This window comes from Priestia megaterium (assembly GCF_009497655.1).
Taxonomy (GTDB): Bacteria; Bacillota; Bacilli; order Bacillales; family Bacillaceae_H; genus Priestia; species Priestia zanthoxyli.
Genome location: NZ_CP023317.1, coordinates 3,949,186 through 3,969,471, shown reverse-complemented (window position 1 = coordinate 3,969,471; position 20,286 = coordinate 3,949,186). Strand labels below are relative to the sequence as shown.

The window sequence follows — 20,286 nt, the reverse complement described above, 5'->3', positions numbered from 1 at the left end:
ATTTTTTTATGAATTCTCATTTAACACCTCGACAAATTGTAGAAAAGCTCGATCAGTATATTATTGGTCAAACGAAGGCAAAGAAAGCGGTCGCTGTTGCGCTGAGAAATCGCTATCGCCGCGGTCTGCTAGACGAATCTTTACGTGATGAAGTTGTGCCGAAAAACATTTTAATGATTGGTCCTACAGGTGTGGGTAAAACCGAGATTGCACGCCGCTTAGCTAAGCTTGTCGGTGCACCTTTTATTAAGGTTGAGGCAACAAAATTTACGGAAGTTGGATATGTAGGACGCGATGTGGAATCAATGGTTCGTGATTTAGTGGAAACGTCAGTTCGACTTGTGAAAGAAGAAAAAATGAACGGCGTGCGTGATCGTGCAGAAGAAAATGCAAACAAGCGGATAGTGGAGCTTCTTGTTCCAAGCAAAAAGAAGCAGCAATCGTTTAAAAATCCGTTTGAAATGATTTTTTCAAACGGTACACAGTCAAGCGATGCAGATCCTGATCAAGATGAGGAAACGAATATTGCAACGAAGCGCAAGCAGATTGCTCATCAGCTTGCTCTAGGAGAGCTTGAAAATCATTATGTCACAATTGAAGTAGAAGAGCAACAGCCTTCTATGTTTGATATGTTACAAGGTTCGGGTATGGAACAAATGGGCATGAACATGCAGGATGCCTTAAGCAATTTTATGCCTAAAAAACAAAAAAAGCGCAAACTTACTGTTAAAGATGCACGAAAAGTATTAACAAATGAAGAAGCGCAAAAATTGATTGATATGGATGAAGTGACGCAAGAAGCTGTGAATCGTGCAGAACAATACGGAATTATTTTCATTGACGAAATTGATAAAATTGCTCAAAAAAGTGGTAATTCATCTTCCGCTGATGTTTCACGTGAAGGCGTGCAGCGAGATATTTTACCAATTGTAGAAGGATCAACGATTGTTACCAAATATGGTGCAGTCAAAACTGATCATGTTTTATTTGTAGCAGCTGGTGCTTTCCATGTATCAAAACCGTCGGATTTAATTCCAGAATTGCAAGGTCGATTCCCAATTCGCGTTGAATTAACGAAGCTAACCGTTGAAGATTTTATAAACATTTTAGTAGAGCCAGATAATGCGTTATTAAAGCAATATGCGGCATTATTGGAAACTGAAGGTATACAAATTGAATTTTCTGACGATGCTATACGTAAGATTGCAGAAATTGCATATCAGGTAAATCAAGATACAGACAATATTGGTGCAAGAAGGCTTCATACGATTTTAGAACGTTTGCTAGAGGATTTATCGTTTGAAGCACCAGAAGTAACATTAGAGAAAATTGTGATTACTCCGCAGTATGTGGAAGAAAAATTAGAAAAAATCGCTAAAAACAAAGATTTGAGTCAATTTATTTTATAGAACTGAAATCGCAGGAGGAAGAGTACTAATGGATTTATTAGGGAAAACTAGAAAGATTAATGCAATGCTACAAAAAGCAGCTGGTAAACCAGTAAACTTTAAAGAAATGGCTGAAACACTTTGCGAAGTGATCGAATCAAACGTATTCGTAGTAAGTCGTCGCGGTAAATTATTAGGAATCGCTGTTAAACAGCAAATTGAGAATGCGCGCATGAAAGATATGTTAGAAGCACGCCAGTTCCCAGAAGAATATACTCAAAGCCTATTTAACATTCAAGAAACATCTTCTAATTTAAACATTGAAAGTCAATATACAGCTTTCCCAGTTGAAAATAAAGACTTATTTGATGCAGGACTAACAACAATCGTTCCAATTATCGGAGGCGGAGAGCGTCTAGGTACGCTTGTACTATCTCGTTTAGACCGTCAGTTCGAAGACGATGATTTAATCCTTGCTGAATACGGTGCAACGGTAGTAGGTATGGAAATTCTTCGTGAAAAAGCAGAAGAGATTGAAGAAGAAGCGCGTAGCAAAGCTGTTGTACAAATGGCAATTAGCTCATTATCATACAGTGAGTTAGAAGCTATTGAGCACATCTTTGAAGAGTTAAATGGAAATGAAGGACTATTAGTCGCAAGTAAAATTGCTGACCGCGTTGGAATTACACGTTCAGTAATCGTAAATGCGCTACGTAAATTAGAAAGTGCTGGCGTTATCGAATCACGTTCGCTAGGAATGAAAGGAACTTACATTAAAGTTCTTAACAACAAATTCTTAGTAGAGCTTGAAAAATTAAAATCTAACTAAGTTTATGAACCAAAAAGCACACGGGCAAAGCCCGTGTGCTTTTTTTATATGCTCTCAGTATGAAAAGGTTCGCTCTGGGTTAAGACGATTCGTTCACTATTTTTATAAATCTTTAACAAACTTCATATAAAAATCTAAAAATTATATTATAGAATCTTTAAATAGTAAAAAGATACTAGTTGATTACAAATCGTTACTTTTATTACATATTGTTCAGGACTTATGGTATGCATTTTGATTTTAAATTAAAAAAATAGAGCTAAAGTACAGCATTGATGTTAAAATATGCTTGGAAATCGAATGAAAATTTTGGTTTATAGTCCAAAAGTTCTTAAAAAAGGATAGACATTGCATGAAGTTTTTCTTACAATAAGTTCTATGGTACTAAAGTCGAAATTTGTCTCATTTTTGAGAAAAATAGAATAGGTAAGCAGGTGTAAGAATTGAGTTTGTTTTCAACTACTTTTCAAACAATTGAAAATGGAATTAGCTACGCGTCACAAAAGCAGCAGACGATTGCACAAAATATCGCAAACGTTGATACTCCAAATTATAAATCGAAAACAGTATCGCGTACGAGTGAATTTCGAGATTTATTACATAACGAGTTAGAAGCATATCAGACTGATTCAAAACATATCCCATTTTCCGATTCATCCCAGCGAGTGATTACCCAGCAAGGAAACACTTCCTATCAAGCAAATGGAAACAATGTGGATATGGATAAAGAGATGGCGGATATGGCTGAAAATCAAATTTACTATGAGGCGCTAGTAGATCGTTTAAACGGAAAATTTAATTCTCTTCAAACAGTCATTAGAGGGGGGAGATAAGTTTGACTATTTTTCAAAATATGAATATTACATCTTCAGCTTTAACTGCCAATCGTTTAAGGATGGACGTTGTTTCATCTAACATGGCGAATGCTGAAACGACAAGAGGGACGTACGTTAATGGTGAGTGGCAGCCTTACAAAAGAAAAATGGTTGTCATGCAGTCTGATCGTTCGCCTTCTTTTTCGTCTCTCTTACACTCTGAAATCAATAAAAGTCAAAACAATGGTGTAAAAGTCACAGATATCGTAGAAGATAATACTCCTTTTAATTTAGTATATAATCCGACGCATCCAGATGCTAATGACCAAGGGTACGTGCAGATGCCGAACGTAGATCCCTTAAAGGAAATGACGGATTTAATTAGTGCTACTCGATCCTATGAAGCAAACGTGACGGTCATTAATACAAACAAAAGTATATTAACAAAGGCGTTAGAAATTGGAAAATAAAGGAGCGATAAAATGATTAATGGTATCAGCAATCAAATAGCAATAGCAAAAACAGCCGCTTCGACTGGCACTGGACAAACAACTCAACAGTTTTCAACGTTTTTAAAAGACTCAATCAATGAGTTAAACAATGCTCAACGCGCTTCGGATATAGCGACTGAAAAGCTTGCTAAAGGAGAAAATGTCGAACTCCAAGATGTAATGATTACTGCTCAAAAAGCAAGTATTACGATGCAAACGGCTCTTGAAATACGCAATAAAGCTGTTGAAGCCTATCAGGAAATGATGAGAATGCAAATGTAATTGAGCGGTTATTAAAGAAAATGAAAATAGTAATAACCGGAGGAATACCATGAATGAAAGAATAGCTCTTTATCGAGATAAGATGAAAGTCTTTTGGAATAACCGCAAAAAAGGACAGAAAATAGCCCTTATCGCTGCTCCTCTTGCGGCTATTCTAGTCATTAGTTTAGCATCTGTTTTCTTAAACAAAGATAAATTTGTCCCTCTTTATAGCAATCTATCGGCTCAAGAAACAGGACAAATCAAAGCAGAGCTTGATGCTAGAAGCGTTCCTTCAGAAATCTCTGATAATGGAACAACCATTTCGGTGCCTGAACAAAGCGTTGACTCGCTAAAAGTTGATTTAGCTGCACAAGGAATTCCTGATAGCGGAAGTATCGACTATTCGTTTTTTGGGAAAAATGCGAGCTTTGGTATGACAGACAATGAATTTGATGTGTTAAAACTCGATGCGATGCAAACTGAATTGGCTAACTTAATGAAAAACATTCAAGGAGTCAACGATGCAAAAGTGATGATTACCCTTCCCAATGAAAGTGTATGGGCGAATGAAAAGCAGGGAGAAGCCTCTGCATCGATTGTGCTTAATACAAAGGCTGGTTATAAATTTGATGATCAGCAAATTAAATCTCTTTATCATTTAGTATCCAAAAGTGTGCCAAACCTTCCTACAGATAATATCGTCATTATGAACCAATATTTTGAGTACTTTGATTTAAAAGGAAATGAAACGGATTCAGCTTCTAGCTCATTTGCTTCGCAGAACGAAGCGAAAAAAGAAGTTGAGCGGGATATTCAGCGTCAAGTACAGCAAATGCTAGGAAGACTGGTCGGTCAAGACAAAGTAATGGTCTCTGTTACAGCAGATCTTGATTTTACACAGGAAAATCGCGAAGAAAAGCTAGTAGAGCCTGTTGATAAAGATAATATGCAAGGAATTGCCGTTAGCGCTGAAAAAATCAATGAAACATTTTCTGGTAAAAATGCTCAAGATGGAGGCGTTGCTGGAACAGGAGAAGAAGATACAACAAATTACTCATCTAGCACAGCAAGTGGAGACGGAGACTACGAAAAAAACGAAGAACGTATTAATTATGAAGTGAATCGAATTCATAAAGAAATCGTTGAAAGTCCATACAAAATTCAAGACCTTGGCATTCAAGTAATGATAGATCCCTCCAATGCAAAAGGGAAATCACAAGTGTCCGATACACTTGAGTCAGACGTTCAAAAAATGTTAGGTACAATTGTCCGTACTTCTATTTCAAAAGATGCAAATACGAAAGCTCTCTCGGATAACGCGGTCAGCGATAAGATTACCGTTTCCGTTCAGCCGTTTAATGGACAAGAAACAGCTGACAGCACAGCAAGTTCGATTCCATTGTGGATGTATATAATCGGAGGAGCACTGCTGCTTATTATTGTTGTTCTTATTGTGCTGTTGGTTAGGAAAAGGCGTCAAGACTTAGATGAAGACGAATATGATGAAGAGTATGATGAAACTTTTGAAGCATATGAAGCGGCACAAAAAGCCCCTGTTTTAAGTGCTGAACAGCAAACAAAAAGCAATCTTGAAACGTTAGCGAAGCAAGACCCAGAAGAGTTTGCAAAGCTGCTACGAACATGGATTAGTGAGGATTAGGAGGAAAGCTAATGGTAAAGGCTATGCAAAAAAATGAGTTAACTGGAAAGCAAAAAGCAGCAATTTTGTTGATTTCTCTCGGTCCGGATGTATCAGCTTCTATCTATAAACATCTCAGTGAAGATGAAATTGAGCAACTAACGCTTGAAATTTCTTCAGTGAGAAAGGTAGAGCCGTCCCTAAAAGAAGCTGTGCTTCATGAGTTTGAACAAATAACGCTTGCTCAAAACTACCTTGAAAAAGGAGGAGTAAGCTATGCGAAACAGGTGTTAGAAAAAGCACTTGGACCAGAGCAGGCTATGATGATTATCAATCGATTAACTTCTTCTTTGCAAGTTCGTCCGTTTGACTTTGCCAGAAAAGCTGATCCTATGCAGCTGTTAAATTTTATTCAGCATGAGCATCCTCAGACGATTGCCCTTATTTTATCTTACTTAGAACCGCCGCAGGCAGGACAAATCTTATCATCACTGCCTCAGGAAAGGCAAGCGGATATTGCAAGGCGGATTGCAACGATGGGAAGTACGTCTCCGGAAGTCATTAATGAAGTGGAGCAAATTTTAGAGAGAAAGCTTTCAGCTACCGTTACCCAAGATTATACCCAAACAGGTGGTTTAGAAGCAGTAGTTGAAGTATTAAATGGAGTGGACCGAGCGACTGAAAAAATTATTATTGATACGCTTGAAATTCAAGATCCGGCATTAGCAGAAGAAATCAAACAGCGAATGTTTGTATTTGAGGATATCGTAACGCTCGATAACCGTTCTATTCAGCGTGTGATACGAGATGTAGAAAATGATGATTTATTGTTGAGCTTAAAAGTAGCAAGTGAAGAAGTGAAATCTATTATTTTTAAAAATATGTCTAGCCGTATGGTGGAAACGTTTAAAGAAGAAATGGAATTTATGGGCCCTGTGCGTTTGAAAGATGTAGAGGAAGCCCAGTCACGTATCGTTGCTGCAATTAGACGTTTAGAAGATGCTGGTGAAATTGTACTAGCTCGAGGTGGAGGAGACGATATTATTGTCTAATATCATTAAATCAACTTATACGAACAAACTTTCAGACGAAAATGCTAAGCACATTCAAGTCATTCCATTTGGTTTTCCGATACAAGATGAGCCGACAGAAGAACATCTTCAGCAAGAAAATGCACAGCACGTTATTGAACAAGCGCATAGTGAAGCTGAAATGATAAAGGCCGAGGCAGACGCTTACCGCAAACAAGCTCAAAACGAAGTTGAACATTTGAAAAAGCAGTGGGAAGAAGAGAAGGTGCTGCTGTTTCAACAAGAAAAAAAACGCGGCTATGAAGAAGGGTACGAAGAAGGGCTGCTTCAAGGGAAACAAGAGTACGAACATGTATTAGCCATGTCGCGAAACATTGTTGACGAAACAAAGAATCAGTACTACGAATATATAAATCAATCTGAAGAAGTCATTTTTGAATTAGGTTTCACCCTAGCAGAAACGCTTTTAAATGAGCAGCTTCAAAGAGATGAATCATTTTTATCACTTGTTGCAAGGTCTTTAAAAGAAGTTAGAGAACATAAAGAAATCCAGCTTTTTGTTTCTCCCAAAAAATATGCATATGTATGTGAACATAAACGAGAACTGTTCGATTTATTAAACGGAGAAACCGGGCTGTTTATTTATGCAGATGAAAATCTTCAGGAAATGGATTGTGTCATCGATTCCTCTTATGGGCGTCTTGTTGCTTCTTTTGATAGTCAGTTAATGGAAATGAAGAAAAAATTAAAAGAACGTTTGTTAGAGGGGAGTAAACATGAAAGTCGCACAACTCATTCATGAAATCCCGCGCACATCTTCTTTTAAACGGTACGGGAAAGTCAGCCGAGTAGTAGGAATGATGATTGAATCTAAAGGACCTAGAACGTCAATAGGAGATGTTTGTTTTATTCATCTCAGTGAACGAGGAGATAAAATTCGTGCAGAAGTTGTTGGTTTTAACGGTGAGCACGTCGTTTTAATGCCTTATACGTCTGTTCGATATATCGGACCTGGCTGCCTAGTGGAAACAACAGAAAAACCTCTGCAGGTAAGCGTGGGGAAAGAGTTAATAGGTCAAGTGCTTGATTCGTTAGGCAACCCTTTAGATGGGTCTGAACTTTCTCATTATTTGCCTTTTGTTTTAACCGATCAAGACCCCCCTAATCCTTTAGAGCGCCCGCCTATTGAACAGCCTATTGAAGTAGGTGTACGGACGATTGATAGTTTGTTAACCGTAGGCCGAGGGCAGCGCATAGGTATTTTTGCAGGAAGCGGTGTTGGGAAAAGTACGCTGCTCGGGATGATTGCTCGTAATACAAAAGCAGATATCAATGTCATTGCCCTTGTAGGCGAGCGAGGAAGAGAAGTTAGAGAATTTATTGAACGAGATCTTGGAGAGGAAGGGTTAAAGCGCTCCGTTGTAGTAGTTGCTACCTCGGATCAGCCTGCTCTACTTCGAATGAAAGCAGCATATACAGCTACTTCTATTGCTGAATACTTTCGAGATGAGGGGCTGAGCGTCATGATGATGATGGATTCTGTTACCCGTGTAGCAATGGCTCAGAGAGAAATTGGATTAGCCGTAGGTGAACCTCCGACTACCAAAGGTTATACACCATCTGTTTTTGCTAGCTTGCCAAGGCTGCTTGAACGTACAGGGACTAATCCACATGGATCTATTACCGCTTTTTACACTGTATTAGTAGACGGTGATGATATGAACGAACCTATTTCGGATACGGTGCGAGGCATTATAGACGGACATATTGTACTAGACAGGGAGCTTGCCAATAAAGGTCAATATCCGGCCATCAATGTCTTAAAAAGCGTTAGTCGCGTGATGAACCATATCGTAAGTGAACGGCATAAAGAAGCAGCTGAAAAACTGCGTTCATTAATGGCTACCTACGCTAATTCTGAAGACTTAATTAACATAGGTGCCTACAAAAGAGGATCTTCTGCTTACATTGATGAGGCAATCCACTATCATCCTGTCATTGAGGCGTTTTTAAAGCAAAAAACGAACGAACATCCATCGTTTGAAACAAGTGTAACAAAGCTCTGTGAACTGTTTGTGAAAGGTGAGTAAATATGGCATATGAATTTAGGTTATCTAAAATAATGGCAATTAAGTCAAATGAAAAAGATGAACTGCTATCTCAATATAATCAGTCCTTACAGCAGTTTGAAACAGCGGGTGAAAAGCTTTATAAAAAGTTAAAAGAAAAAGAAACGCTGATTGAACAGCATACGGGCAAAATGAAGCAGGGGCTTTCTATTTTAGAAATTACATCATTTCAGCAGTTTTTAACAAGTGCCGAACGAGTGATTGAAAGGCTGCAACAAGAGGTCATGTTTGCCAGACAGCAAATGAACTTAAAGAAACTGAAGCTAGAAGAAAAGAATATAGAAGTAAAGAAGTATGAAAAATTAAAAAAGAAAGACTACGATTCTTATATAACAGCGGAAAAACAATTAGAAGCGAAGCAAATGGATGAGCTGTCTTTACAGCAGTACATGCTGCATAGAAATTAGGTGAAAAACATGGCTAAACGAAAAGAATTAAGAGAAGAGTACGAAGAAGAAAACTATGAAGATGGGAAATCTTACAGTAAAAGCCAGGTGTTTTTATTTTTAATCTTTATTCCAGCGGTGTTCCTCATCTTGGCAGCTTACATTGTCCTGACACTTTTAGGCGTCAATATAAATGATAAGGTTTCTGCTGTTACACACGCCATTCCATTTGTATCAAGTGAGCAGTCACAAAAAAATGAAAATATTCAAGAAAGCAATGAAGAAATACAAAAGCAGGTTGAGAGCCTTCAAAAGAAGCTGAGCACGAAAGAAAAGCAAATTTCAGCCTATGAGAAAACGATCAGTACAAAAGATCGTCAAATGGATGAACTAAAAATTGAAATGCGTGATATGGAAGAAAAAGCCGATGACGAAGCGAAAAAACAAAAGAACAATCAGCTGGCGAAAAAAGATGTCATTGCTACCTATGAAAACATGTCTCCTAAAAATGCAGCGCTCATTTTTGCCGAATTAAAAGAAGACAAAGCGGTCGCGATGCTTAAGCAGTTCAAAGCAAGTACAAGAACGGCAATCTTAGAAAAAATGGATCCGAAAGTAGCTGCACGCTATACGACATTGTTAACAGATCAGATTGATGAATAAAAGCAGAGGTGAAAACAGTGGAAATTTCACTACGTCCAGCAGCTGCATCAAAGGTAAACTGCGATGAAAAAGCGGCTGTTATTCAGACTCAGGGTTTTTTTGAAGAAATCGTTCAACAGCTTCAGCAGCTAAATGCGCAACCTTTAGCGAGCCGGGAGAAATCATTGAATGAACAAGCGATAAATCAAGACGTCTTTAACGCGGTCGGGTTAATTGCGATTCAGTTAAGCGAAGCAGAATATGAAGGAGATGAACCGTCTGTCTTATACGAACATCTAGCCGAAATGATCAGTAGTATTCCAAGTAGTCTAGATTTGGAACAGCCGCTTCTAAAGCTGCAGCACGTGTTAACAGAAATGCAGCACGAACCTGTTTCATCTAAAACAGACAGTCAAGAACAATATTTGTCTTCTATTTCTAGCTTGTTGACTATATGCAAAAACACGTCGTCTGCGTTTCAAACAGAGTTTGCTCAGCTGATGGAAAAACTACAAAAACCGCAGCTACAGTCAGTGAAGCTTTCAGATTCGCAGCTTCAAGGCTTGCGGAAAGCTGCTGTTGAAAAAATAGAGAAAATTCATAAACAACCACGTGTATTAACCGATACCTTACATGAAAAGCGCTCAGCTGGTTTTTTCGCCGTTGTTCATTCAACTTCAAAAAATTCTCTAAAAGATATGAGCGCTGTTCGTAAAGAAGAAAAAGGGCCGCTATTTAATCAGCTTCCATGGAAAAAAGATGTGGTTTTAGGTAACCCAAGTATAGATAGTGAAAGTTCTTTCACTGCTAAAACAGCCGGGTTGACGTTAAAAAATAACCCATCAGCTTTTGGAGCTGGAGAAATGCTTAAGATCCAAGAGTTTTCTATTGATCTAGGGCAAGCAAACTCTGATCATCAACAGTCTGACGATCTGGTAAATGAGCTGCAAAAAATATGGAGTAAAGCTTCGATCAGTACTGAAGAAGGAGCATCCAAGCTTTCCATTAAATTGTTTCCAGAGCAGCTAGGGACGATTTCAATTGAAGTGCTTCAACAAGACAATGAAACAATTGCGCAGGTTGTGGTAACGTCAGCGAAAACAAAAGAGCTGTTAGATGCCAACCTTTTCAGTTTACGACAAGCTCTTGCGTCTCAACGCGTAGCGGTTGATCAAGTGGATGCGGCGGGCGTTCAAGCAGCTCCAGAAAGTTCTGTAACAGAGATGAATGCTTTTGGTAAAGAAGAAAAAGAGCCGCAGTTTTCTATTGATTTAAGCCAAGTAAAATCAGACTATCAGCAGTCTAGGGATTTGGTGAATAATCTGGAAAAAATATGGAGTGAAGCTTCCATCAGTATTGAAGAAGGAGCATCCAAGCTTTCCATTCAGTTATTTCCAAAGCAGCTAGGGCCGATTTCAATTGAAGTGTTTCAACAAGACAATGAAACGGTTGCACAAGTAGCTGTATCGTCAGCGAAAACAAAAGAGCTGTTAAATGCCAACCTTTTCAGTTTACGACAAGCTCTCACGTCTCAGCATGTATCCGTTGATGAAGTGGATGTGGCTACTGTTCAAGCAGCTCCAAAAAGTTCAGTAACAGATATGACTGCTTTTGGTAAAGAAGAAAAAAGGCCGCAGTTTTCTATTGATTTAGGGAAAGCGAAATCAGATTATGAACAGTCTAGCGATCTGGTAAACGAGCTGCAAAAAATATGGAGTAAAGCTTCAGTTGGATCTGAAGAGGGGGCGTCCAAGCTTTCCATTCAGCTATTTCCAAATCAGCTAGGGACAATATCAATTGAAGTACTTCAACAAGACGATGAAACGATTGCGCAGGTTGTGGTAACGTCGGCAAAAACAAAAGAGCTGTTAAATGCCAACCTTTTCAGTTTACGGCAGGCTCTCGGGTCTCAGCATGTATTGGTTGATCAAGTGGATATGGACGCTGTTCATACAGCTTCAGAAAGTTCTGTGAAAAATATGACTGCTTTTCCTAAAGAAGAAAAAGTACCGTTTTTTAATCAGCTTCCATGGAAAAAAGATGTGGTTGTACCCAGCGGAAGTATAGATACCAATAGCTTTTTGGAAAATAGCGAAAGTCCGGCAGGTACACACACAACCGGGGCGCCAGTAGAGAATCAGGCATCATCCTTTGGAAGTGGAGAAATGCCTAAGCTTCAGCAGTTCTCTATTTATCTAGGGCAAGCAAAATCAGACTATCAGCAGTCTAGCAATTTGGTAAACGAGCTTGAGAAAATATGGAGTAAAGCTTCGTTTAGTACTGAAGAGGGAACATCCAAGCTTCTCATTAAGTTATTTCCCAAACAGCTAGGTGCCATTTCAATTGAAATGCTTCAGAAAGACAGCGAAACGGTTGCGCGAATTGTCGTATCGTCAGTAAAAACAAAAGAGTTATTGGACTCCAATCTTTCAACTTTGCGGCATGGTCTCGCGTCTCAGCATGTATCAATTGATAAAATCGATGTGCTGCTGTCAGAACAAGCGATGTCGTATAACAATGAAAACGATCAGCAAAAAGAAAGACAGGAAAAAGAGCTGTTTAGAAACGAAGAGGAAGATCAAGATTCACAACACTTGGAAGAAGGGGCTTCATTTTTGTCTTCTTTTGAAGCAGCGCTTATTAACTACAACGTATAGGTGATAACAATGACAAATGAAATTACGTCTGACTTGTATCTAAGCAATAGGGACACACAAGTGAAGCAAACGGGAAACAGCTCGCTTGGCAAAGATGACTTTTTGAAGCTTTTGATTGCTCAGCTTCAAAATCAAGATCCAATGAATCCAATGGAAGACAAAGACTTTATTGCTCAAATGGCTCAGTTTTCATCTCTTGAACAAATGACAAATATGAGCACATCGCTCAATACGTTTGTAACGCAGTCTCAGGCTTCTCCTATTTTAAAAGGAAGCGAATTAATTGGTAAAACCGCTGCATGGTTAGATGAAGAAGGAAATAAAAAGCAAGGAGTCATTTCAACAGCATCCGTCAAAAACAATGAGGTATCGTTTACGATCAACGATGAAAATCATACGGTACTTTCGCTAAACGATATCTTAGAAGTAAGCAGTTAACCAACCAAATTTAAGGAGTGATTTTATGTTACGTTCGATGTATTCAGGAATCAGCGGCATGAAAAATTTTCAAACTAAATTAGATGTCCTAGGAAATAACATTGCCAATGTTAATACATACGGCTATAAAAAAGGACGTACAACGTTTCAAGATTTAGTAAGTCAGCAAGTAGCAGGAGCGACGGCACCGGGAGCTAACCGTGGAGGTGTTAACGCTAAACAAGTTGGGTTAGGTTCACAAATTGGCACGGTTGATACAGTTCAAACGGCAGGGAGCATTCAGTCAACGGGACGGCCGCTTGATTTAGCTATTTCTGGGGATGGGTATTTTATTGTCGGAAATAGTGGTACACAAAACAATGGAACGGTCACAAACCCCATGTATACGAGGGCGGGAAACTTTTATTTAGATAGAAATGGAGCCTTGGTAACAGGGAGTGGCCTTTATTTGCAAAGTTCGACCAATCAGAAAATCGTTATTCCTCCAAATAGTCAAAGCTATGGAATTGGCTCGGATGGCTCAGTGAATTATATAGACAATACTGGTGTATCGAGAGTTGCAGGTACTATTAAACTTGCGAAGTTTGCTAACAATGAAGGACTTCAAAAAGTAGGAGGAAACTTGTTTGCAGATACTCCAAATGCGGGGCTAGTTACAACTCCTGCAAACATTACTCCTGGAAATAGCGGTACAGGAACGCTCGTCTCAAGCGCCCTTGAAATGTCCAACGTTGATTTATCGGAGGAATTCACGGACATGATTGTTGCACAGCGCGGATTTCAAGCGAATACAAGAATTATCACAACATCCGATGAAATACTGCAAGAATTAGTGAATCTAAAACGATAGGCGGGAGGAAGGAGTAGGTATTACTCCGGTTGATTATGATCACTTTAACGAGGCTAAACGGCAAAACATTTACGTTAAATGCTCTTTACATCGAGCAGGTTGAGGCATTTCCCGATACAACTATTACGCTAACAAATAACAAAAAGCTAGTGGTAAAGGATTCAGTTGAAGAAGTGAATGAGAAAGTGACGAGTTATTATCAGCGAATTAACGTATTAGGACTGCAGCAAACGACGGAGGAATAAAGTGTGTTCAAAAATAAGCTAATTAGTAAGATGATTATTATCCTGCTTTCTCTTACTTTAATAGGAAGCATTGCGGTTATTGTGACGTTAAAGTATACGGAGCAGGCAGGTACTGAAAAAGGTCCATCTATCGACGATGTGATTAAAGCTTCTGTAGATGTAACGGATATTAAAACCAATTTAAAAAGCAATAACTACATCAGCATCTCCTTTAAAATTCAAATGGATAGTAAAAAAGCGGCAGCAGAGCTTCAAAAAAGAGACTTTCAAGTAAGAGACATTATTATCAAACGGCTCTCCGATATGAGTGCTCAAGATTTTGAAGGAACGCAAGGGCTCAGTACGTTAGAAACAGATATTGCAAAGCAAATTGATCAATTAATGGAAAACGGACATGTTGTTAAAATTTATACAACGTCTAAAGTGTTGCAGTAAAGAAAAAGGGAGGGAAGCTAGTGGCTGGGGATGTATTATCACAAAATGAAATTGATGCCCTATTATCCGCGTTATCAACCGGAGAGATGGATGCGGATGAGTTAAAAAAGGAAAATAAAAAACAGCGTATTCGTACATATGATTTTAAACGCGCCCTGCGTTTTTCGAAAGATCAGATTCGCAGTTTGACGCGAATTCATGAAAATTATGCGCGCATGTTAATTAACGTCTTTTCGGCGCAGCTTCGTAACGTTGTACAAGTGTCCGTTGTATCAGTGGATCAAATTCCGTATGAGGAGTTCATTCGCTCTGTTCCGAAAGTAACCATCTTAAACGTGATAGCCGTCCCTCCTTTAGAAGGGCATATCATTATGGAAGTCAATCCGAACATTGCCTATGCGATGCTTGACCGCTTGCTCGGGGGACAAGGCGAGAGCGGTGGGAAAATTAGTAACTTAACGGAGATTGAAACGAGCTTGGTTCGAAACTTGTTAGAGAAAACGTTAGACAGTATGAGAGAAGCTTGGAGTTCTATTGCGGAAATTGAACCTGAAACATCAGAGTTTGAAGTGAATCCTCAGTTTTTGCAGGTAATTTCACCAAATGAAATTGTCATCGTCATTTCATTAAACGTACAAATTGGAGATGAAACGGGCATGATCAATCTATGTATTCCGCACGTGACGCTTGAGCCGATTGTGTCCAAACTGTCCGTTCATTACTGGATGCAATCTTCGAAAAAAGAACCTAACGTACAAGAGGTTGAGCAGCTAAAGGAACAAATCAATGATGCGGAATTGCAGGTTGTAGCCGAGCTAGGAAAAGCGGATATTTCCATTGAAGATTTCCTAGCATTAGATGAGGGAGATGTTATTCGACTGCAAACAAGCGTTCATAATCCGTTAACTATTTACGTCGGAGAACAACCTAAATTTATTGCACAGCCTGGAAAAGTCAGTCGGAAAGTCGCTGTGCAAATTCTAGATGATGTTAAGAGGAGGAACGAAAGGAATGAACGATGACATGCTTTCGCAAGATGAAATTGATGCGTTGTTAAAAGGAACTTCTTCACTTGACGAGTTTTCAGAGCCGAATAAGTCAAGTCAAGTAGACGATTACTTTACGGAAATGGAAAAAGACGCGCTTGGCGAAATTGGAAATATTTCGTTTGGCAGTTCAGCAACAGCGCTGTCGGCTTTATTGAATCAAAAAGTCGATATTACCACACCGTTTGTATCGCTCGTGTATAAAGAAGAGCTGACGGATGAATTTCCAAATCCTCATGTCGCTGTGCAAGTTCAGTACACAGAAGGCTTTTCTGGTACGAATTTGTTAGTTATTAAACATGAAGATGCAGCTGTTATTTCAGATTTGATGCTTGGTGGAACGGGAGAGAATCCAACGGAAATCATGGATGAAATTAAGCTGAGTGCAGTGCAGGAAGCGATGAATCAAATGATGGGTTCTGCAGCGACGTCTATGTCTACGGTATTTCAAAAGAAAATTGATATCTCTCCGCCGAGCTTAGATATTTTAAATATTCAAAAAGGGGAAGGCACAGAGCTGATTCCCCAAGATGACGTCTTTGTAAAAGTCTCTTTTAATTTGAAGGTAGGCACATTAATCGATTCGAATATTATGCAGCTGTTATCGATATCTTTTGCCAAAAGTTTGGTGGAAGAGCTCTTAGTTCCAAGCGCAGAAGGTACCGCAGCTTCTATTGAAAAAGAATCAGACCTTAACGAAAAGCAAACAGAACCGCCGGCAGCTGAATACATACAGCATGAAGAAACACAGCAGGCAGAACCTGTTCGTGTACCAGTTGATGTTCAGCCCGCATCGTTTTCAGAGTTCGAGCACGTGTCTTCTCCTCAAGGGGATTCACGAAATTTAGACATGCTGCTTGATATCCCGCTTCAAGTTACCGTGGAGCTTGGAAGGACTAAGCGAACGGTTCAAGAGATTTTAGCATTATCTTCTGGTGCAATCATTGAACTTGATAAACTAGCAGGCGAACCGGTAGATATCTTGATTAATAGCAAATTAATTGCAAAAGGTGAAGTGGTCGTCATTGACGAGAATTTTGGCGTTCGCGTAACTGATATTATTAGTCAAAGAGACCGTATTAACAAACTAAAGTAATGATTTTTAGGAGGAGTAGAGATGGGAAACCGAATTTTAATTGTAGATGATGCTGCATTCATGCGCATGATGATTAAAGATATTTTAACGAAAAATGGATATGAAGTAGTAGCGGAAGCGGCAGATGGCCAGCAGGCTGTGGAGTTATTTAAAGAGCATGCACCAGATCTTGTCACAATGGATATTACGATGCCTGAAATGGATGGAATTACGGCCTTAAAAGAAATTAAAAACATAAAAAGTGATGCCAAGGTGATCATGTGTTCAGCGATGGGACAGCAGGCAATGGTGATTGATGCCATTCAAGCAGGGGCAAAAGATTTTATCGTTAAGCCGTTTCAAGCAGATCGTGTATTAGAGGCAATTTCAAAAGCAATTGGATGAACAACAGATTGGCGGGAGTTTCCCGCTAATCTTACACTATGTTGAAGTAAGAGGTGGCAGACATTGCTGCGAAAGTTCGTAATTGTTGCGCTGTTAATAAGCGTATTAGCAGGATCAAATCAAATCGTCTATGCAGAAAGTGGATCTGCATCGGTAAAAGAATGTTTGGAGAAAACGGAGAAGTGTTCAGAGAGTGAGAGTACTGATTCAAAAGAAAAAACTGAACTCCAGGCGACGCCTGCGCTTTCAGCTGGAGATATCGTGAAGATGATATTCGCGTTTTTACTTGTAATTGGGCTGCTTTTTGCGCTCTTAAAATTTGTAAATAAAAAAGGAAGGCTGCTACAAAAAAATAAAGTCGTACAAAACTTGGGTGGTACAAATGTTGGAAGCAGCAAGTCTGTACAAGTAGTCAAAGTTGGAAATCAGCTTTTTGTTATTGGAGTCGGTGAAAATGTGCAGCTTCTTTCAGAAATTACAGGGCAAGAGAAACAGCAGCTGCTTACGCAGTATGAGGAACAACAGAAAAACGAGGGCGAATATAAAGTCGTACTACCGTCTTTTTTAGAAAAATTCACTTCTAAAAAAGAAGAGAAATCTAGTCATTCTTTTCAGCAGCTTTTTCAGCGAGAAATGAATGAAATGAAAATAAAAAGACAAAACGCACTGAAAGAGTTAGAAAGGAACAAAAAGAACGATGAATGAAGTGATGAATCTCTTTAACTCGAGCAGTCCTACAAATATTTCAACTTCTGTCCAGCTTTTGTTGCTGCTGACGGTGTTTTCAGTAGCTCCTGGAATTTTAATCATGATGACCTGCTTTACACGAATTGTCATTGTGCTTTCATTTGTACGTACGTCGCTTGGGACACAGCAAATGCCTCCTAATCAAGTATTAGTTGGTTTATCGCTGTTTTTAACATTTTTTATTATGGCACCAACTTTTTCTCAGGTAAATGAACAGGCGCTTCAGCCGCTTTTAAAAGAAAAAATCACGTTGAATCAAGCCTATAAAAAAGCAGCTGAACCAATGAAAGAATTTATGAGTGCTCATACAAGACAAAAAGATTTAGCTCTTTTTTTAGAATATGCGGATATAGATAAACCATCCTCTGTTCAAGATATTCCCTTAACTGCGCTCGTTCCAGCTTATGCGATCAGTGAGCTAAAGACGGCATTTCAAATTGGATTTATGATTTTTATTCCTTTTCTCATTATCGATATGATTATAGCAAGCGTGCTGATGTCTATGGGAATGATGATGCTTCCTCCCGTTATGATTTCGCTCCCATTTAAAATTTTACTATTTGTACTGGTTGACGGCTGGAATTTAGTTGTTAAATCATTATTAATAAGTTTTCAATAGGTGATAGACAATGAATGGAGAATTTGTCATTTCGTTAGCAGAAAAAGGCGTGTATACAATTTTAATTGTATCTGGTCCTCTATTACTGCTGGCCCTTGTAGTTGGGCTCATTATTAGTATTTTTCAAGCAACTACCCAAATTCAAGAGCAAACTCTTGCTTTTGTTCCTAAGATTGTAGCGGTCTTAGTAGGGATTGTATTTTTTGGTCCGTGGATGTTATCAAAAATGATTTCATTTACATATGAAATTTTTTCAAATCTGTATCGGTACGTAGGATAGCTATGAGTCAGTTGATCTTATCCTATCCCGCGTTTTTACTAGTACTAGTGCGGGTAACGTCTTTTTTTATCACTGTTCCGCTATTTTCATACAAAACGATTCCCGCAGTTCATAAGGTAGGTTTATCTGCCTCGCTATCCGTCATTATTGCGACAACGATTGATTTACCCGTCGTTTCGTTAGATGCACAGTTTGTACTTTTAGTAGTAAAAGAATGTGCTGTTGGGTTGTTTATTGGTTTGACTGCGTATGTATTTATTATGGCTATTCAAATCGCCGGAGGTCTCATCGATTTTCAAATTGGGTTTGCCATTGCCAATGTAATAGACCCGCAGACAGGGGCGCAAAGTCCGATACTAGGTCAATATTTATATGTATTTGCTCTTCTATTTTTATTATCGACCAATGGGCATCATTTATTAATAGATGGCATTTATAATAGTTATTTAATTATTCCGTTAGACAAAGTAGCTTTCCCTGTGGGAAGCCAAGCATTTGCTACACACATCATAACTGTTTTTTCATCGATGTTTTTAGTAGCCGTTCAAATGTCTTTGCCTTTGGTTGGTTCATTATTTTTAGTCGATATCGCGCTTGGCATCGTCGCGAGAACGGTTCCGCAGTTAAATATTTTCGTAGTTGGATTTCCGGTGAAAATCATCGTTGCTTTTATTTTACTAATTGTAGTGATGGGGAGCATGTTTTATATGATGCAAATCATATTTGAACAAATGATAGAAGCGATGCGCGCGATGATCCGCATATTAGGAGGGGTGTAGCTTTGTTTTTAGTAAAAGTTGATTTGCAATTTTTTGCAGGAGAAAAAACGGAAAAAGCTACACCTAAAAAAAAGCAGGACTCTCGAAAAAAAGGACAGGTAGCTAAAAGTCAAGACGTTACCACTGCGCTCATTCTTTTAATGGTTTTTCTTTATTTTTTGTTTGGAGCCAAACAATTTTTACAGCAAATGATGAAGCTGTTAAGAGAAGCTTTTCAAACGTATATGCTTGAGGAAGTGACGGCAGAGCGCGTATTTACGATGTTTAAGCATCTTCTTCCTTCAATTGCTCTTGCAGCGGGTCCTGTCATGCTCGCAGCTTTTGTTGCTGCGCTCGGAGCGAATTATATGCAGGTTGGCATTCTTTTTTCCACGGAGTCCCTTCAGCCTAAGTTAGAAAAGATTAACCCTATTAGCGGAGCCAAACGAATTTTTGCCATGAGAGCGCTGGTAGAACTAATCAAGTCAACGCTGAAAATTATGTGTATCGGAGCCGTCACGTTTTTTATCTTATGGATTCACATAGAAGATGTATTAAATTTATCTCAAAAAAGTATAGGGGACTCGCTGGTTGTTCTGTCTAAGCTTGTTTTTCAAATGGGACTTGCAGCTTCGCTTATGCTTTTATTTTTATCGCTGCTTGATTATTTGTACCAAAAGTTTGATTTCGAGAAAAATATTCGAATGTCAAAGCAAGATATCAAAGATGAGCATAAAAACATTGAAGGAGATCCTCTAATCAAATCAAAAATAAAGCAAAAGCAGCGTGAAATGGCAATGTCTCGCATGATGCAAGAAGTTTCAAAAGCAGATGTCGTCATTACAAACCCTACTCATTATGCCATTGCTTTAAAATATGATGAAGAAAAAATGGATGCTCCCTATGTTGTAGCCAGCGGCGTGGATTTTATTGCTCAAAAGATCAAAGGAATTGCCAAAAGTCATGAAATTATCATGGTAGAGAACCGCCCGCTGGCAAGAGCGCTTTTTGATCAAACCAAAGTAGGGGATGCGGTTCCAGAAGAGTTTTTTAAAGCGGTGGCTGAAATATTAGCTTACGTATACCGCATTCAAAATAAAATGTAACGTTACGCTAT

24 protein-coding genes are annotated in these 20,286 nt (G+C 38.8%); all 24 read left to right on the top strand.

From position 1 onward, the window contains the following. Window positions 1–8: 8 nt before the first annotated feature. The 24 genes from hslU (at window position 9) to flhB (ending at window position 20,275) form a co-directional block, all read left to right on the top strand. Window positions 9–1,409, top strand: a complete 1,401-nt coding sequence (hslU, locus tag CEQ83_RS20300; protein WP_013084801.1) for an ATP-dependent protease ATPase subunit HslU — start codon at window positions 9–11, stop codon at window positions 1,407–1,409. 28 nt (window positions 1,410–1,437) lie between these two features. After that, the gene (codY, locus tag CEQ83_RS20295; protein ID WP_013058882.1) at window positions 1,438–2,217 is read left to right on the top strand and encodes a GTP-sensing pleiotropic transcriptional regulator CodY; all 780 of its coding nucleotides are present in this window, start codon (window positions 1,438–1,440) and stop codon (window positions 2,215–2,217) included. A gap of 443 nt (window positions 2,218–2,660) precedes the next feature. After that, a complete protein-coding gene (gene flgB / locus CEQ83_RS20290; protein WP_033579777.1) occupies window positions 2,661–3,050 on the top strand; it encodes a flagellar basal body rod protein FlgB in 390 nt (129 codons plus the stop codon). A gap of 2 nt (window positions 3,051–3,052) precedes the next feature. Next, a complete protein-coding gene (gene flgC / locus CEQ83_RS20285; RefSeq protein ID WP_108674308.1) occupies window positions 3,053–3,502 on the top strand; it encodes a flagellar basal body rod protein FlgC in 450 nt (149 codons plus the stop codon). 12 nt (window positions 3,503–3,514) lie between these two features. Next, a complete protein-coding gene (fliE, locus tag CEQ83_RS20280; RefSeq protein ID WP_028411433.1) occupies window positions 3,515–3,805 on the top strand; it encodes a flagellar hook-basal body complex protein FliE in 291 nt (96 codons plus the stop codon). Between the two features lie 49 nt (window positions 3,806–3,854). Further along, on the top strand, window positions 3,855–5,447 hold the full coding sequence (fliF, locus tag CEQ83_RS20275; protein ID WP_048019845.1) for a flagellar basal-body MS-ring/collar protein FliF: 1,593 nt from the start codon (window positions 3,855–3,857) through the stop codon (window positions 5,445–5,447). Window positions 5,448–5,458: 11 nt separating this feature from the next. After that, entirely contained in the window at window positions 5,459–6,478 is a 1,020-nt protein-coding gene (fliG, locus tag CEQ83_RS20270; protein ID WP_025750326.1) for a flagellar motor switch protein FliG, read from the top strand. Further along, on the top strand, window positions 6,471–7,259 hold the full coding sequence (fliH, locus tag CEQ83_RS20265) for a flagellar assembly protein FliH (RefSeq protein WP_063248580.1): 789 nt from the start codon (window positions 6,471–6,473) through the stop codon (window positions 7,257–7,259). The genes fliG and fliH overlap by 8 nt, the downstream gene beginning before the upstream one ends. Further along, window positions 7,234–8,547, top strand: coding sequence for a flagellar protein export ATPase FliI (fliI, locus tag CEQ83_RS20260; RefSeq protein ID WP_108674307.1), 1,314 nt, complete (start codon window positions 7,234–7,236; stop codon window positions 8,545–8,547). The genes fliH and fliI overlap by 26 nt, the downstream gene beginning before the upstream one ends. A gap of 2 nt (window positions 8,548–8,549) precedes the next feature. Beyond that, the gene (fliJ, locus tag CEQ83_RS20255) at window positions 8,550–8,993 is read left to right on the top strand and encodes a flagellar export protein FliJ (protein WP_028411429.1); all 444 of its coding nucleotides are present in this window, start codon (window positions 8,550–8,552) and stop codon (window positions 8,991–8,993) included. 9 nt (window positions 8,994–9,002) lie between these two features. Further along, entirely contained in the window at window positions 9,003–9,635 is a 633-nt protein-coding gene (locus tag CEQ83_RS20250) for a MotE family protein (RefSeq protein ID WP_033579781.1), read from the top strand. A 17-nt stretch (window positions 9,636–9,652) separates the two neighbouring features. Next, window positions 9,653–12,271 (top strand): flagellar hook-length control protein FliK, encoded by a 2,619-nt coding sequence (locus CEQ83_RS20245; protein WP_155017484.1) that lies wholly within the window; start codon window positions 9,653–9,655, stop codon window positions 12,269–12,271. 9 nt (window positions 12,272–12,280) lie between these two features. Continuing rightward, window positions 12,281–12,709 carry a flagellar hook assembly protein FlgD gene (flgD, locus tag CEQ83_RS20240; protein WP_048019847.1) on the top strand — a complete coding sequence of 143 codons (429 nt, stop codon included), beginning with the start codon at window positions 12,281–12,283 and terminating at the stop codon, window positions 12,707–12,709. Window positions 12,710–12,734: 25 nt separating this feature from the next. Further along, on the top strand, window positions 12,735–13,559 hold the full coding sequence (gene flgG, locus CEQ83_RS20235; protein ID WP_014458441.1) for a flagellar basal body rod protein FlgG: 825 nt from the start codon (window positions 12,735–12,737) through the stop codon (window positions 13,557–13,559). Window positions 13,560–13,594: 35 nt separating this feature from the next. Beyond that, window positions 13,595–13,804: a flagellar FlbD family protein gene (locus CEQ83_RS20230; protein ID WP_025750317.1), complete on the top strand. Its 210-nt coding sequence runs from the start codon at window positions 13,595–13,597 to the stop codon at window positions 13,802–13,804. 3 nt (window positions 13,805–13,807) lie between these two features. After that, window positions 13,808–14,239 carry a flagellar basal body-associated protein FliL gene (gene fliL, locus CEQ83_RS20225; protein WP_033579784.1) on the top strand — a complete coding sequence of 144 codons (432 nt, stop codon included), beginning with the start codon at window positions 13,808–13,810 and terminating at the stop codon, window positions 14,237–14,239. A gap of 20 nt (window positions 14,240–14,259) precedes the next feature. Next, a complete protein-coding gene (gene fliM, locus CEQ83_RS20220) occupies window positions 14,260–15,261 on the top strand; it encodes a flagellar motor switch protein FliM (RefSeq protein WP_034265235.1) in 1,002 nt (333 codons plus the stop codon). Continuing rightward, window positions 15,251–16,381: a flagellar motor switch phosphatase FliY gene (fliY, locus tag CEQ83_RS20215; protein WP_258524416.1), complete on the top strand. Its 1,131-nt coding sequence runs from the start codon at window positions 15,251–15,253 to the stop codon at window positions 16,379–16,381. The genes fliM and fliY overlap by 11 nt, the downstream gene beginning before the upstream one ends. 21 nt (window positions 16,382–16,402) lie before the next feature. Next, a complete protein-coding gene (locus CEQ83_RS20210) occupies window positions 16,403–16,765 on the top strand; it encodes a response regulator (protein ID WP_033579786.1) in 363 nt (120 codons plus the stop codon). 63 nt (window positions 16,766–16,828) lie between these two features. Further along, window positions 16,829–17,470, top strand: coding sequence for a flagellar biosynthetic protein FliO (locus tag CEQ83_RS20205; RefSeq protein ID WP_028411421.1), 642 nt, complete (start codon window positions 16,829–16,831; stop codon window positions 17,468–17,470). Beyond that, window positions 17,463–18,131 carry a flagellar type III secretion system pore protein FliP gene (gene fliP / locus CEQ83_RS20200; RefSeq protein ID WP_028411420.1) on the top strand — a complete coding sequence of 223 codons (669 nt, stop codon included), beginning with the start codon at window positions 17,463–17,465 and terminating at the stop codon, window positions 18,129–18,131. The genes CEQ83_RS20205 and fliP overlap by 8 nt, the downstream gene beginning before the upstream one ends. Before the next feature lie 10 nt (window positions 18,132–18,141). Beyond that, window positions 18,142–18,411, top strand: a complete 270-nt coding sequence (fliQ, locus tag CEQ83_RS20195; RefSeq protein WP_016765390.1) for a flagellar biosynthesis protein FliQ — start codon at window positions 18,142–18,144, stop codon at window positions 18,409–18,411. Between the two features lie 2 nt (window positions 18,412–18,413). After that, the gene (gene fliR, locus CEQ83_RS20190; protein ID WP_028411419.1) at window positions 18,414–19,190 is read left to right on the top strand and encodes a flagellar biosynthetic protein FliR; all 777 of its coding nucleotides are present in this window, start codon (window positions 18,414–18,416) and stop codon (window positions 19,188–19,190) included. Window positions 19,191–19,192: 2 nt separating this feature from the next. Beyond that, window positions 19,193–20,275 carry a flagellar biosynthesis protein FlhB gene (gene flhB / locus CEQ83_RS20185; protein ID WP_155017483.1) on the top strand — a complete coding sequence of 361 codons (1,083 nt, stop codon included), beginning with the start codon at window positions 19,193–19,195 and terminating at the stop codon, window positions 20,273–20,275. Window positions 20,276–20,286: the final 11 nt, after the last annotated feature.

What these genes read in the sequence shown, in the direction of transcription:
- hslU (WP_013084801.1), top strand. Translation starts at nt 9, where the DNA reads ATGAATTCTCATTTAACACCTCGACAAATTGTAGAAAAGCTCGATCAG.
- codY (WP_013058882.1), top strand. Translation starts at nt 1,438, where the DNA reads ATGGATTTATTAGGGAAAACTAGAAAGATTAATGCAATGCTACAAAAA.
- fliE (WP_028411433.1), top strand. Translation starts at nt 3,515, where the DNA reads ATGATTAATGGTATCAGCAATCAAATAGCAATAGCAAAAACAGCCGCT.
- fliF (WP_048019845.1), top strand. Translation starts at nt 3,855, where the DNA reads ATGAATGAAAGAATAGCTCTTTATCGAGATAAGATGAAAGTCTTTTGG.
- fliG (WP_025750326.1), top strand. Translation starts at nt 5,459, where the DNA reads ATGGTAAAGGCTATGCAAAAAAATGAGTTAACTGGAAAGCAAAAAGCA.
- fliI (WP_108674307.1), top strand. Translation starts at nt 7,234, where the DNA reads ATGAAAGTCGCACAACTCATTCATGAAATCCCGCGCACATCTTCTTTT.
- fliJ (WP_028411429.1), top strand. Translation starts at nt 8,550, where the DNA reads ATGGCATATGAATTTAGGTTATCTAAAATAATGGCAATTAAGTCAAAT.
- CEQ83_RS20250 (WP_033579781.1), top strand. Translation starts at nt 9,003, where the DNA reads ATGGCTAAACGAAAAGAATTAAGAGAAGAGTACGAAGAAGAAAACTAT.
- flgD (WP_048019847.1), top strand. Translation starts at nt 12,281, where the DNA reads ATGACAAATGAAATTACGTCTGACTTGTATCTAAGCAATAGGGACACA.
- flgG (WP_014458441.1), top strand. Translation starts at nt 12,735, where the DNA reads ATGTTACGTTCGATGTATTCAGGAATCAGCGGCATGAAAAATTTTCAA.
- CEQ83_RS20230 (WP_025750317.1), top strand. Translation starts at nt 13,595, where the DNA reads ATGATCACTTTAACGAGGCTAAACGGCAAAACATTTACGTTAAATGCT.
- fliY (WP_258524416.1), top strand. Translation starts at nt 15,251, where the DNA reads ATGAACGATGACATGCTTTCGCAAGATGAAATTGATGCGTTGTTAAAA.
- CEQ83_RS20210 (WP_033579786.1), top strand. Translation starts at nt 16,403, where the DNA reads ATGGGAAACCGAATTTTAATTGTAGATGATGCTGCATTCATGCGCATG.
- fliP (WP_028411420.1), top strand. Translation starts at nt 17,463, where the DNA reads ATGAATGAAGTGATGAATCTCTTTAACTCGAGCAGTCCTACAAATATT.
- fliQ (WP_016765390.1), top strand. Translation starts at nt 18,142, where the DNA reads ATGAATGGAGAATTTGTCATTTCGTTAGCAGAAAAAGGCGTGTATACA.
- fliR (WP_028411419.1), top strand. Translation starts at nt 18,414, where the DNA reads ATGAGTCAGTTGATCTTATCCTATCCCGCGTTTTTACTAGTACTAGTG.